Annotated in this window: 11 protein-coding genes; 6 read left to right on the top strand and 5 right to left on the bottom strand. The window is 70.1% G+C overall.

Annotation, left to right across the window (positions count from 1 at the left end; all coding sequences use genetic code 11):
- Nucleotides 1–72: 72 nt before the first annotated feature.
- Both ACYVD5_RS25190 and ACYVD5_RS25185 read left to right on the top strand, forming a co-directional pair.
- Nucleotides 73–1062 (top strand): helix-turn-helix transcriptional regulator, encoded by a 990-nt coding sequence (locus tag ACYVD5_RS25190; protein ID WP_461003625.1) that lies wholly within the window; start codon nt 73–75, stop codon nt 1060–1062.
- Nucleotides 1063–1654: 592 nt separating this feature from the next.
- The gene (locus ACYVD5_RS25185) at nt 1655–3040 is read left to right on the top strand and encodes a glycoside hydrolase family 6 protein (RefSeq protein WP_461003624.1); all 1386 of its coding nucleotides are present in this window, start codon (nt 1655–1657) and stop codon (nt 3038–3040) included.
- A gap of 229 nt (nt 3041–3269) precedes the next feature.
- On the opposite strand, the gene ACYVD5_RS25180 is transcribed toward ACYVD5_RS25185, so the two are convergent.
- From ACYVD5_RS25180 to ACYVD5_RS25170, 3 genes are all read right to left on the bottom strand, one after another.
- A complete protein-coding gene (locus ACYVD5_RS25180) occupies nt 3270–4088 on the bottom strand; it encodes a DivIVA domain-containing protein (protein ID WP_461003623.1) in 819 nt (272 codons plus the stop codon).
- Nucleotides 4085–5224: a globin domain-containing protein gene (locus ACYVD5_RS25175; RefSeq protein WP_461003622.1), complete on the bottom strand. Its 1140-nt coding sequence runs from the start codon at nt 5222–5224 to the stop codon at nt 4085–4087. The genes ACYVD5_RS25180 and ACYVD5_RS25175 overlap by 4 nt, the downstream gene beginning before the upstream one ends.
- Nucleotides 5225–5501: 277 nt before the next feature.
- Nucleotides 5502–5900 carry a group I truncated hemoglobin gene (locus ACYVD5_RS25170; protein ID WP_461003621.1) on the bottom strand — a complete coding sequence of 133 codons (399 nt, stop codon included), beginning with the start codon at nt 5898–5900 and terminating at the stop codon, nt 5502–5504.
- A gap of 1006 nt (nt 5901–6906) precedes the next feature.
- Here ACYVD5_RS25170 and ACYVD5_RS25165 point away from each other — a divergent pair.
- From ACYVD5_RS25165 to ACYVD5_RS25155, 3 genes are all read left to right on the top strand, one after another.
- Complete coding sequence (locus ACYVD5_RS25165) at nt 6907–8460, top strand: BCCT family transporter (RefSeq protein WP_461003620.1); 1554 nt, start codon at nt 6907–6909, stop codon at nt 8458–8460.
- A gap of 106 nt (nt 8461–8566) precedes the next feature.
- The gene (locus ACYVD5_RS25160) at nt 8567–9715 is read left to right on the top strand and encodes a hypothetical protein (RefSeq protein WP_461003619.1); all 1149 of its coding nucleotides are present in this window, start codon (nt 8567–8569) and stop codon (nt 9713–9715) included.
- Between the two features lie 199 nt (nt 9716–9914).
- A complete protein-coding gene (locus ACYVD5_RS25155) occupies nt 9915–10499 on the top strand; it encodes a TetR/AcrR family transcriptional regulator (protein ID WP_461003618.1) in 585 nt (194 codons plus the stop codon).
- Nucleotides 10500–10513: 14 nt separating this feature from the next.
- Here the strand turns inward: ACYVD5_RS25155 and ACYVD5_RS25150 are convergent, their stop codons facing one another.
- Nucleotides 10514–11056, bottom strand: coding sequence for an ATP-binding protein (locus ACYVD5_RS25150; RefSeq protein ID WP_461003617.1), 543 nt, complete (start codon nt 11054–11056; stop codon nt 10514–10516).
- A gap of 236 nt (nt 11057–11292) precedes the next feature.
- Here ACYVD5_RS25150 and ACYVD5_RS25145 point away from each other — a divergent pair, with 236 nt between their 5' ends.
- Nucleotides 11293–12270 (top strand): nucleoside hydrolase, encoded by a 978-nt coding sequence (locus tag ACYVD5_RS25145; RefSeq protein ID WP_461003626.1) that lies wholly within the window; start codon nt 11293–11295, stop codon nt 12268–12270.
- A 78-nt stretch (nt 12271–12348) separates the two neighbouring features.
- On the opposite strand, the gene ACYVD5_RS25140 is transcribed toward ACYVD5_RS25145, so the two are convergent.
- On the bottom strand, nt 12349–12921 hold the full coding sequence (locus ACYVD5_RS25140) for a putative glycolipid-binding domain-containing protein (protein WP_461003616.1): 573 nt from the start codon (nt 12919–12921) through the stop codon (nt 12349–12351).
- Nucleotides 12922–13305: the final 384 nt, after the last annotated feature.

The raw sequence follows: 13305 nt of genomic DNA, 5'->3' as shown, positions 1-13305 counted from the left end.
GAAGCACCTTTCGCATGTCCAGAGGGGTCTGCGGTCACGCCCGCCGTGAAAGCCCGAGGTTAAGGTCGGCACATGCCACGACCCACCGGCCGCGTACTCACCCTGCTGGAGCTGCTGCAGTCGGGCGGCACCCGGTCCATGGGCGAACTCGCCGACCGGCTCGGGGTCGACCCACGCACCGTGCGGCGGTATGTGGACCAGCTGGTCGACCTCGACGTGCCCGTCGAGGCGGTACGCGGGCGCTACGGGGGCTACCGGCTGGCCCCCGGCTACCGCCTGCCTCCGCTCATGCTCGGCGATGACGAGGCGATCGCCGTGCTGCTCGGCCTGGCCGCCGGCCGCCGAGCAGGCGCGATGACGGCGGCGGCGACCGCGAGCGAGACCGCAACGGCCAAAATCCGGCGGGTGCTGCCCGCGCGCCTCGCCCGCCGGCTCGACGCGGTCCTGGAATCCCTCGCCTTCACGGATCCGCCCGGCGCATTCGCCGCCCCGGACTCCGGAGTCCTGCTCACCCTCGCCGACGCGGTGCACCACCGCCGCCCGGTCTCGATCAGGTACACCGCCCGCGACGGCCGGCGCAGCGAACGCAGGGTGCACCCGTACGGGATCGTCGCCCATTCGGGGCGGTGGTATGTCACGGGCGCCGACCCCGGGATCGGCGCCGAACGCACCTTCCGGATCGACCGCATCGCCGACGCCAGGACACTGCCCGGCTCGTTCGAGGCGCCCGCGGTCCCCGATCCGGCGCAGCGCGTGCTGTCCGGGTTCGCCGCGGCGGAGTACCGGCATCAGGTCGCGCTGCGGATCCACGGGACGGCCGAGCAGATCCGCGTCCGGCTGCCCGCCAGCGTCGCGACCATAACGGAACCCGGCCCCGCGGCCGATGCGGGCCCCGAGGGCGAGCGCTGGCTGCGCGTCGAACTGCGGGCGGAGCGGCTCGACTGGTTGCCGCCGGTACTCGCCGCGCTCGACCGGCCGTTCGCCATCGAACGCCCGGACGAACTGCGCGGCCTCGTCACCGCGTTCGCCCGCCGCATCGCGTCCTACGCCGACCGGACCTGACAGCGGGAACGCGCGGCGCGGCCGGCGCGCCGCCCGGTCGGCGCCGCCGACGCGTGTACATGCGAAATCGGCACGGACGGTTTACATGGAGAGACCGGCTGGTTACAGTTACTGGGAGCGCTCCCAAGTGTGATCCAGATCATCCGAAGATCATGACAACCGAAGACGACCGGTCGGCGGAAATCCCCCCGGGTACACCAAGGCGATCCTGGGAGCGCTCCCAGGTCCCAAACCGACTCCCCCGCCTCCGGTCGCCGACCGGAACATCCCCCACCCCGCTTCCCCATCTCCATCCCCCTCCGCAATCCCCATCCCCCACCCCCAGTAAGGCCCCGCCCTCTGCGCGGCGGGGCCCACCGCCCGCCGTCATCCACCCGACCCCGCTTCCGGTCCGGGGACCTCGTGCTCGGCGCCGCACCTCGCGGCGGAGTGCTGAACCCGGCCCGGACCGGCGGCCGGGCACCGAACGTCCGGTTGCCATTCGTGCCGGGGCCCTTCCCCGGGTCCCGGCACCCCCTCCACAACCCCCATTCGGCCCGCCGCACCGTCCCGATCCGATCGGGTCGGCGGGTCAGCAGCCAAGGAGGAGCAAATGCAAGGACAGCCCCATCGCGGACGCGGCCGATGGAGGCCGGCGCGGGTCGCGGCGAGCGCAGCGGCGCTCGCCGTCGGCGCGGCCATGCTCGCCGCCGTATCGCCTGCTCAGGCACAGCAGGCACGTGTCGACAACCCGTACGAGGGCGCCGACGTGTACGTCAATCCGGTGTGGTCGGAGAAGGCCGCCGCCGAACCCGGCGGCGACGCGATCGCCGATGAACCGACGGCCGTGTGGCTGGACCGGATCGGTGCGATCGAGGGCAACGACAGCCCGACCACCGGCAGCATGGGCCTGCGCGACCACCTCGACGAGGCGGTGGCCCAGGCGGGCGGCAGCCCAATGGTCTTCCAGGTCGTCATCTACAACCTGCCGGGCCGCGACTGCGCCGCACTCGCCTCCAACGGCGAACTCGGCCAGGAGGAGATCGGCCGGTACAAGGAGGAGTACATCGACGTCATCGCCGGGATCCTCGACGATGAAAAGTACTCCGACCTGCGTATCGTCACCACCATCGAGCCGGACTCGCTGCCGAACCTGGTGACCAACGTCAGCGGCCGCGAGACCGTCACCGAGAACTGCGACACGATGCTGGAGAACGGCAACTACGTCGAAGGCGTGGGCTATGCCCTGGAGACCCTGGGCGCCATTCCCAACGTGTACAACTACGTCGACGCAGGCCACCACGGCTGGCTGGGCTGGGACAACAACCTCGCCCCCTCGGTCGAGGTGTTCCACGAAGCGGCCACCACGGGCGGCGCCAGTGTCGACGACGTGCACGGCTTCATCACCAACACCGCCAACTACTCGGTGCTGGAGGAGCCGCACTTCGACGTCAACGACACGGTGGGCGGCCAGCAGGTGCGCCAGTCCGACTTCATCGACTGGAACCAGTACGTCGGCGAGATCCCGTTCGCGCAGGCGCTGCGCCAAGAGGCCGTGTCGCAAGGCTTCAACTCCGACATCGGCATGCTGATCGACACGTCCCGCAACGGCTGGGGCGGCCCCGATCGGCCGAGCGGCCCCAGTTCCTCCACCAACGTGAACACGTTCATCGAGGAGAGCCGGGTCGACCGGCGCATCCACGTCGGCAACTGGTGCAACCAGTCCGGCGCAGGACTCGGCGAGCGTCCGCAGGTGAACCCGGAGTCGGGGATCGACGCCTACGTCTGGGTCAAGCCGCCCGGCGAGTCCGACGGCTCCAGCGAGGAGATCCCCAACGACGAGGGCAAGGGCTTCGACCGCATGTGCGACCCCACCTACGGCGGCAACATACGCAACGGCTACAACGACAGCGGCGCGCTGGCCGACGCCCCGCTCTCCGGCCACTGGTTCTCGGCCCAGTTCCAGGAGCTGCTGGCCAACGCCCACCCCCCGGTGTAACGAGAGGATGATGCGTATTCGGAACACGCACACTGGCCGGGCGGCCGGCCATCCGGCAGGCCGCGTGACAGGCCACCGGGCCGGACCGGTCCGGACGTAACGCAACAACGCTGTTCGCACAGCAAGCCGTGCCCCCGGTCGGTGCCATCCGGGGGCACGGCGCTTTCCTGCCGGCGGCCGGCCGCCGCCGCGCCACTACGGCGCTGCGCGGCTCGGCCGGCCGGCGGGGTCAACCCCGTTGCGGCCAGGCCGCCGGGCCGTCGGCGTAGGCGCCGCTCCATTCCGGATCGCCGGGCCCCGCGTGCCGGCTCGGATAGGGGACCGCCTCGGGTTCGGGGCCGATCCCGGTGCCGGAGGCCGGCTGCTGGGCGCGGGTGGGAAGCGGCGGCTCCTGCGCGGCGCCGCGGCCGTGTTCACTCCGTTCGCCCCGGTCCCCGTTGGTGGCGGCCTCGGCGGTGAAGTCGCTGAGCCGGGAGATCTCCTGAGAGAAGGCGTCGCTGGCCGCCTGCATCTGTATCTGCACCGCCCGGCAGAAGGTCTGGATCCACGCCATGCGGCGTTCCATCTCCTCCAGGTCGGCGTTGTAGGACGGTCCCGCATCGGCCCGGTAGCCGCGTGCGGCCTCCTCGGCGGCGGCGCCGGCTTGGTCCCTGGCCTCGACCAGGATGTCCTCGGCCTGTTGGCGTGCCTGGCTGGTGAGTTGGCGGCAGTACTCCTGGGCCTGGGCGACGTAGGAGTCGGCCTGCTGCTGGGCGGCCGACAGCAGGTTGACCGCGTCGGCCGAAGGCCCCTCGGTTTCGGCGGCCGAACTGTTCTGCTCGCGGTAGCGCCTGCGCAGCCGGTCGATTTCGGCCCGCAGACTGGCCTTCTCGGCGTCGCTGGCGGCGATGTCCTCGGCCACCCGGCCCATGAACATTCGCACTTCGTCCTCGTTGTAGCCGCGCCGTCCCAGGGAGGTCCGCGAGAAATCCTGGGCACGGACGCGTTCTGGACTCAGTCGTTGCTGCTGGGACCGGCTCATCGACCCTATGTCCTCGCCTGCGGTCACGGATTTCCTCCGCTCGTGCTGGTGCTGTCGAAGTCCTCGTACCTGGTTCGCTCCCGTGCGATTCCCGCTTCGGCCAGGCGCCGCAGCGTGCCGGTGACCATCTCCGGCGAACCGCACACGTAGACGTCGTCCTGGGGCCAGGTGCCGTAGCGCAGCGCCACGTCGACGGCGTCGCCCGCCTCGACCCCGGGGCGGGGGTCCTCGCGGGAGACGCACGGCACGACGCGCAGCCATGGACACGACCTGGTCATCTCATGCAGCGCTGGGTAGTCGTAGTGGTCGCGGGCGTAGGGCGCCCCGACGAACAGGTGCGCTCGGCGGCCGGCGCCGCGGGCCGCGTCGTTGCGCATCTGCTCCAGCATCGCCTTGAACGGGGCCAGTCCGGTACCGCCGGCGATCATCAGCACGTCGCTGCCCGGCCGCAGGACCAGTTTGTCGCCCACCGGCGCCCCCAGACGCAGGCTGTCGCCCGGCTGCACACCCTGCACCAGCGCGGTGCTGAGCGGGCCGCCGCCGACCAGGCGCACGTGAAAATCGATGGTCCCGTTGCGCCGCGGTGCGTTGGCCGGGGTGAAGTAGCGCCACACGTTGGGCCGCACCCGCGACTCCACCGCCACGCTCTGGCCCGGAACGAAGTCCAACTCGTATTCCGGTTGCACACTGAGGACCGCGACATCGGCGGTGCGGCGCTCGTGCTTGATGACGCGCGCCTCCCACCACGGCGGGCTGGTGTGAGCGGCCTCGTCGGCGGCCTCCTGCATCACTTTGGCGACCAGGCCGTAGGCCTCGCTCCAGTCCTCGGCCAGGTCGGGTTTCCACTCCGGGCCCAAGAAGTGCGCGAGCGTGTGCAGCAGCGCCTGGCCGACGGCCGGGTAATGCTCGGCGACCACGGCGAACTTGCGGTGGTCGCGCCCGAGCGACTGGAGGAACGGCACCAGTTCGTCGACCCGGTCGACGTCGGAGACGATCCGGCCGAGCGCACCGACGAGGCGGTCGCGCTGGGCCGACATGCTCACCGGGAACAGCGCTCTGGTCTCAGGGTGGGTGAGAAACAGTGTGGAGTAGAAGAACAGCGGTACCTCATCGCCGTAGGCCGCGACCTTCTTCCAACTGTCCTTCAGCCGCGTGACATCCACGTATCAGATCCTTAAAGGGTGCTCCCGGACCGCTGGGCGTCCATGCGGGACTGGAACCCGGCGGCCGGGGCATGTGGCAGAAGCAGCCGGCAGCGCGCCGGCCGGCGGCGGCACCGCCGGTGCGCGGACCGCGGACCCGCGGGCACGGCGGCGGGCCGGCGGTGCGCGGCAGGTACCCGGATTTCCGCAGGGGCTACTGCGGCATTGGCGCTCCGGGGTCGCCGGACGGTTTCCGGGCCGTTGCCCGCGCCCGTGTTCGTGTTAGTGCAGGGGTGATTCAGTCCGCCGCAGCGGTGGCGGTCTCGCCGGACCCGCCGACGATGTCGTCGGAGAGGGGAGCGACGACCGCAATGATCTCGTCGACGATCTCGCCGGGGACACCGGCCCCCTTGAGCGCCTCGATCAGGTGGCCCGCCACCATGTCGAAGTGCTCCTGCTCGATGCCGCGGCCGCGGTGGACACTGTCCATCGGACCGCCGTCGTAGGCGGAGGGGCCGCCGAGCGCGGCGGCGAAGAACTCGACCTGGCGGCCTTTGAGCTTGGGCAGGTTGGTTCCCGTAAAGAAGCCTGCGAGTTCGGGATCGTCCAGAATACGTACGTACAGGTCGTCGACTACGGCGGCAATGGCGTCGTGCCCGCCAATGCGCTCGTAGATGCTAGCGGATTCGTTCGCCACGGTTGGCACCTCAAGGGAAGAGTGGGGAGGGAATGGAGATGCGCGAGAGAACTCGGTGGTGAACACTACAGACGCCGTTACCGAATCGTCAAAACCCGAGACGATTGCGGGTGTTTTCCCAGTTCAGGAGTGTTTTCGACGTCTTCACGGGGTTTGCCGCGACCAGCAGACTTGATCCTGTTATGCGACGCTTCGTCCCGATTTGGGACCTTGGTTGCTTAAGGGGGGCCGACCCACCCTGCCCGGCACCTCGGAGGGCTCCGGCGGTCGCACCGGATACTTGCCGCGACTGCCGAAAATCCGGCCCTCGGCACTGGGGCGAATCGGGCGCATCCGGTCGATTCAGCGACTGATTCGGCTTGACCGGAAGTATCGGTGTGGCGGGGAGACGACTGTATTGCCCGATTTGCCACAAAAACCCGGTTGCCCGCCGAACCGCGCTCGGGATCGAACGGCCACCGGCCCCGAGCACGGAGGGTGGCGGGCACAGTGGACCGGCTGCCGACCGACCGGAGCCCGCCCAGGTCGGCTCCGACCGGCCCGCCGTCAGGGAAACGGCACCAGACGGCCCGGCCCCGTCCCATCCCGCCCCGGCGGCCGCCGGCGGCGACATACCACCGGACATACGGCCGAACCCGGATGAACCAGCCGAACAAGCCTGAAACAGCAATTTATTTCCATTACGGAGTTATTCGGCGGTCGGTCCCGGGCATCCGTACATAGCACGAAAAACCGAACATCCCGGCGAATGCGACCCGCACCTAATTCGCAGTCGGGCAGGAACCAGCGTGTCTTATGATTCGCCGTGCATATCGCTTGCGGTACCGACGCGCGGGGTTGTGAGCAGGCCCGACCGGACCTGTCTCTGATATGCCATGATCTCAACCGCAAGCACGCGATGATCGGCGCCAATCGGCCGGCGCAGCTCACCCCGACGGCCCGAACGCCCTGGCCCCGGGCTCGGCAACGGCGGCGCCCTCCTGCGGCCCGCTGAAAGGAAACTCCGATGCTGCAGAATCTCGCCAGCAGGCTCGGGCTCGGCACCAACCCGGTCATCTTTTCGGTATCCGCGGGCTTGACCGTGGTGTTCGTGGTCGCCTCGATCGTATTCACCGACACCATCGACGCCCTTTTCGGTGCCGCCTCGTCGTGGATCCTCACCAAGCTCGGCTGGTTCTACATTCTCGGTGTCACCACGTTCCTCGTATTCCTCATCGTGCTGGCCTGCACCCGCTACGGCCGGGTGCGACTGGGCGGCAAGGACGAACGCCCCGAGTACAGCACCATGTCGTGGTTCGCCATGCTCTTCGCCGCGGGCATCGGCACCATCCTGATGTTCTGGGGCGTCGCCGAACCCATCAGCCACTTCGCCAAGCCCCCGCAGGGCGACGTCGAACCGCAGTCCGTGGCCGCGGCAGAGGAGGCCATGGGCTACACGCTGTACCACTTCGGCCTGCACACCTGGACGATCTTCTGCCTGCCGGCGCTGGCGTTCGCCTACTTCATCTACAAGCGCGGACTGCCGGTGCGGGTCAGCTCGATCTTCCACCCGTTCCTCGGCGACCAGATCAACGGGCCCATCGGCCGCGTCATCGACATCACCGCGGTGATGGGCACCCTGTTCGGCGTCGCGGTGTCGCTCGGCCTGGGCACCCTGCAGATCAACAGCGGGCTCGCCGCCCTCTTCGGCGTGCCGGTCTCCAAGCCCGCCCAGGTCGCCATCATCGCGGCCATCACCGTCATCGCCGTCACCTCGGTCTCCTTGGGCCTGGACCGGGGTGTGCGGCGGCTTTCCAACATCAACATCGTCCTGGCCGTCGGCCTGCTGCTGTTCATCATGGCCACCGGATCGCCGCTGTTCCTGGTGCGCGGCATCATCGAGAGTGTCGGCACCTACGCAAGCTGGCTGGTGCCGCTGTCGTTCTGGAACGACACGTTCGGCCACAGCGGGTGGCAGGGCGAATGGACCGTGTTCTATTGGGCCTGGACCATCACCTGGGCGCCGTTCGTGGGCATCTTCATCGCACGGATCTCCAAAGGCCGCACGATCCGCCAGTTCATCGTCGGTGTGCTCGGCCTGCCCACGGCCTTCACCATCATCTGGTTCAGCGTCTTCGGGCTCTCGGCCTTCAACATCCAGATGAACGGCGACGGCGGGCTCGTGCAGGCGGTGGTGGTCGAACGCGACATCCCCGGCGCGCTCTTCGCGTTCCTGGAGAACTATCCGCTGACCACCCTGGTGTCCGGCCTCGCCGTGGTGATCGTGGCCATCTTCTTCACCACCTCGTCCGACTCCGCGTCCCTGGTGGTCGACATGCTCTGCTCGGGCCGCGAAGAGGCCGGCCCGGTGCGCTCGCGCGTGTTCTGGGGCGTTACCGAAGGCGTGGTGGCGGCAACCCTGCTGGCGGCCACCGGGCAGAACGGTCTGGACGCCCTGTCCGAGGTGATCATCGTGGTGGGGCTGCCGTTCTTCGTGATGGGCTTTTTGATGATGGTCGCGCTGGTGCGGGCCCTGACATACGACTGCCGGCAACCCCGGAGTCCGGAGATCACCACTTAACGGGCGACCGCCCAGACCGTGCCGCCTGCCCTGGCCGCCCGGCCCGCCCTGCTCTAGAATCAGATGATTTGCCAGAAATCGGGCAAGAACGAGAGGCCGGCGCACGGTGGACTTTGACCTGCCCGACATCGACGTCGGCGACGCTGCGCATGCCGGGGGCGGCTGCGCCGACTTCCTCCAAACGGTGGGAACCCGGTTCGGCACGACGGTGCTGGTGTGGTGGGCCGAGATGCTGCTCCTGGCCGCAGTGCTGGGTGCATCCGCACTGGTGACCGGCAGCGGCTACGTCGACCCCGGAGCGGTCGGCACCCTGGTGGTCGCCGCGATCGCCGCTGGACCCGTTGTCGTGCTGGTCCCGGTCATGCCGCTGAGCCTGCTGGGCCGACTCGGCGGCCGGCTCATCGGCCTGCACCGGGTGCCCGCCGCCATCTTGCTGCTCGCCCTGCTCATGGCGGGCGGGGGCGCGGTTTACGCCGCCCGGACCACCCCGCTCGAAGGCGTGGCGATATGCCTCCTGGGCATGCTGTTCCTCGCCCCGCCCCTGGCCGTGTTCACCGTGCAGTACCGCGACCCCGCGACCGCGCGCGCCGCGGACCAACAGCGCAGGGACGACGCGCGGCTGCTCAAGGCGCTGGCAGCCCACGCCCGCCGCATCCGGCTGGGCGATACGGTGCTCTACCGCGAGCGCGGGCTCTGGAAATGGTGGACGCTTGCCTGGGCCTGCGCCTACGTTGCGGGCATCGCCGGGCTGTGGGCGGTGTCGACCGGCGAAACCGCCGCGTGGGCGCAGGTCTCCGCCCTCTTCCTGCCGCTCTTTGCCGCGCCGGCGCTCGCGCCGCCGCGCCGGATCAAGCACAGCGCACCGATCCGCCTCACCCGCGACACGCTCCGGGTGGGCCGCGACCGGGTACCGGTGGCCGCGCTCGATCCCGCTTCGGTGCGCAACGCCCAGGCACCGCACCCGCCCGCCGGGCACTTCGGCGCCGCCCCCGGCCCGGGTGGATGGGGAGCACCGCCGGGCGTACCGGCGGAGTTGGCGGTCGAACCGGTCCCGCTGGGCGGCCGCCCGCCCGGTGCCCGGACCCCGATCGGCGCGGTCCGCCTGCAGATCGGCACCCGCCATGACCGCCCGTTGGACATCGCCACCCGCCATCCCGGCGGGTTCACCCGGGCGCTGGCCCAAGTCGCAGGCTACGGATCCCGAACGGACTCCCCACCGCACTTCCACCAGCGAGGCGACCTCGCCGGTGCCTGAGTGCACGTTGCGCGCGAGTCGCTCCCCGGGCCGCTTCCGCTGTTGCCCGCCGTTCGGCAGCCGGTGGCGGCTGCAGGGCGGGGCGGGGCCTTGCCGACGGGCGTGTCCGGCTTCGGCTACGCTGAATCGGACCCTTGTTCCGATTAGTGTTCGGCGGGCGTGCCGCGCTGCCGGCGCCGCCGTTCGGAAGGAGCGTGCAGTGGCCACCCCCGACCGGGCCGATGGCAGCCCGGCCCGAACGAAGCGGGCCGACGCGCAACGCAACGAGCAGACGCTGCTCGCCGCCGCCGCTGCGGTGTTCGTCACCTCCGGCGTCGACGCACCCGTCCGCGAGATCGCCGCCAAAGCGGGGGTCGGGATGGGCACCATCTACCGCCACTTCCCCACACGGGCGGATCTGGTCGCCGCCGTCTTCCGCCACCAGGTCGAAGCCTGCGCCGAGGCCGGCCCGAACCTGCTGGCCAGTGCCGACTCCCCGTTCGAGGCCCTGCGCCAGTGGATCGACCTCTTCGTCGATTTCCTGGTCACCAAGCACGGGCTCGCCAACGCGCTGCAGTCCGACAGCAGCGGTTTCGAAACGCTGCACACCTACTTCATCGACCGCCTGCTACCGGTCGGCGAGCAGTTGCTCGGCGCAGCGGTCGACTCGGGCGAGATCAGAGGCGGTACGGGCGCGTACGAACTACTGCGCGGTATCGGCAACCTGTGCATCGGCGACACCGATCCCCGCTACGAGCCCCGCCGGTTGGTCGAGCTGCTGGTGCAAGGGCTCCGGCAGCCGTAGCCCCGGCGCCGGGGCTAACAGGGCGCCGGCGTGCGTACCGAGGTGGCGAAGTCGGCCCAGGTGATCATGGGCCCGCGGTACTCGCCGCCGTCGTGGTCCCACGCGGCATCGAAAATGCTGGTGTAGCCGCGTTCGGCGTAGCCGGGGCCGCCCTTGCCGGGCAGCCGCCCCCACTCCTTGGTGAGGGCCGCGGCCAGAAACAGCCCGCGGCCATCGGGGCGTTCGAGGTCGGGCGCTGCCACACGCACCGCGGTGCGCGGTAAATCGCTGCGCGGGCCGTCGTCGTGTACCTCAAGGTGCAGGGTGCCCGAGACCAGCCCCACCAGGCTGACAAAGACCATACCGCCGGTCTCGCCGGAGGCGCTGTGGCGAATGGCGTTGCCGAAGAACTCGCTGACGACGAGCTCGGCCGCATCGGCGACATCGGGGAACGGGCGCAGGTGCGTGCGCGCCCAGAGCCGGGCCTCGCGGCATTCACCGGGTGTCCCGGCGAAATCGCGGCACGCCTGCAGCGTGTAGATTCCGACGTCGTTGTCGACTCCGTCGCACTGGGCCATGTCGGGCCACCGCCTTAGGGTGCTTGTCGATCCCCGGGCGGGGCGCCGCACCAAAGGCGACAAGGCCGCGGAACCGTCGCACCGCTAAGCCCGGAACAGACCCGCGCTCGCTCTGACCTTGGGCGGCGACCTGGCCGCACCCGCTCCAGAAGAACCACCATCCAACGCCGAATTCTGCCGCAACCGCGGCTCTTCGACAACCTTCCCGCAGATTGTATACAGAAAGCGAGAACCGCGTGCCCGTCCCCATGGTCATTGATACCGACACCGCGCAGGACGACTGCGTCGCCCTGCTCACCGGACTGCTCGATCCAGCCGCCGATCTGCGCGCCATCACCATGGTGGCGGGCAATGTCGGATTCGAGCGGCAACTGCGCAATGCCTTCCTTACTCTCAACGCGGCCGGCCGCCTGGGCGGGGTGCCGGTGTACGCCGGCTGCCGGCGTCCGCTGATGCGCCCCTGGGTCAGCGCGGAAAACGTGCACGGCGACGGGGTCGGCGGCCTGTCCATGGACGACGGCGACCAGGCGGCCGAGCCCGAGCACGCCGTGGACGCCCTGGTGCGCCTGGCGGCCCGGCACCGGGGCGAACTCTCGATCGCGGCGATCGGCCCGCTGACCAACATCGCCTCCGCCGCTCTCAAGGACCCCGGCTTCGCGGCGAACGTCAAGACGCTCTACATCATGGGCGGCTCGAACAACGGGCGCGGCAACATCACCCCGGCGGCGGAGTTCAACTTCTACGTCGACCCTGAGGCCGCCAAGGCGGTCTTTGCCGCCGGTTTCAACATCGTGGTGGTTCCCTGGCACCCGCTGACCCTGGAGCGCGCGGTGTTCGGACCCACCGCGCTGGCGGAGATCTCCGCCCTGGACACGCCGCTGGCGCGCTTCTTCGACCGCATCTGCGCGGCAACCCTGGAATTCGACCGCACCGTGGGTATCGACGGCACCACCCACCCCGACTCGCTGACCGCGGCGCTGGTGCTGCACCCCGAACTGCTGCGTGCCACCGGCCGCTACAACGTCGACATCGAGACCAGCGGCGAGATCACCCGCGGGTATGCGGCGATGTCCTGGGGTGTGCACGGCCTGGAACCCAACGCGACGGTCGTTGAGGACATCGACGCGCAGGGCTTCTTCGACCACCTGAAGGGCATCCTCGCCCAGCCCGTGGCTCCGCAGCGCCCCATAACGGGTCTGGCGCCGAGCCGGTAGGCACCTCGCGTCCGTCCGCTGCCGCCGGGCGGCAGCGGACGGACGCGGCGGGGGCGGGTGGGGCACGCGGGCGCCCGCTCAGTCCACGCGGCGGGCCAAGCCCTCGTAATCGACCACGAGGCCGTCGCGGTCCACGGTCAGCACGCAGGCCGCGGCACCGGACTCGCTGCGTTCGTAGCGTTCGCGGCCTTCTGCGGGGCACAGGCGGGTATAGCGCTGGCTCACCCGCCGCACCCGCAGGGTCGGGACATCGATCCACACAACGGGGATGTCGCGGTACTCGCCCTTGCGCAGCCCGAGCCTGCGGATCGGCAGCGTACTGGTCATCGGGGTGGCGGCGACGTCCACGTCCAGGCAGCCGTCGAGCTCGGGTACGCGCCGCCCGTCGATCGTCCAGCCGCCGGCCTCCCGCTCCAGCTCGACCGCGCTCGGACCCGCGCCGGAGAGCACCTCGACCCTGGCCTGCCGGCTCGCCCAGGCGAGATCCGCGCGTACGGTCACCCTGCTGGAGAAACGGCCCAGGGAGTCGGCGACGGTCTGGCCGGCCTCGAAGCGGAAGCCCCCGGGCTCGGCCAGCAGGGTGCCTACCCCGAGCCCGGCCGATACGTCGGTCCGCGACCAGGCGATGGGATCCGCGGCTGTGGAGGACATGCAACCGTTCTACCGGTACGTCCGGTTACACGCCAGAGCCCGCGCGTCATCACCGGGCCGCCGCGGCCCTCGCCTGCAACCTTCGATCGCGGTATTCGCGGGCTTAGGTCGTGTTTGGTGGGTCCGTCCGTAGCGAGCGGCGCACTCGTGTGCGCCCCGCGCCCGATGCGCGAAGCGCCGTTGCGGCGCGGGGCGCTGCGGTAGGCACCAGTGCCGCTCTCGCAAGGCCGAGGAGGGAGCCAGGGTGGGCCCCTGTCGACTGACGAGAACGCCGCGAGAGTGGTGCTGGGGCGCCGCGCAGTAGGACAGCGACCCACCAAACGCGGCCTAGATCGTTGATGGGAGTTGTTGTGTGTACCGGTCAGTGGTCGTAGGCGATCAGTG

This window comes from Streptomonospora sediminis (assembly GCF_054778995.1).
Note: the sequence above shows the minus strand (reverse complement) of the source record. Positions and strands in the feature narration are given on the sequence as shown.

Coding starts and splice junctions, on each gene's coding strand:
- ACYVD5_RS25185 (WP_461003624.1), top strand. CDS start 1,655: ATGCAAGGACAGCCCCATCGCGGACGCGGCCGATGGAGGCCGGCGCGG.
- ACYVD5_RS25165 (WP_461003620.1), top strand. CDS start 6,907: ATGCTGCAGAATCTCGCCAGCAGGCTCGGGCTCGGCACCAACCCGGTC.
- ACYVD5_RS25140 (WP_461003616.1), bottom strand. CDS start 12,921: ATGTCCTCCACAGCCGCGGATCCCATCGCCTGGTCGCGGACCGACGTA.
- ACYVD5_RS25150 (WP_461003617.1), bottom strand. CDS start 11,056: ATGGCCCAGTGCGACGGAGTCGACAACGACGTCGGAATCTACACGCTG.
- ACYVD5_RS25190 (WP_461003625.1), top strand. CDS start 73: ATGCCACGACCCACCGGCCGCGTACTCACCCTGCTGGAGCTGCTGCAG.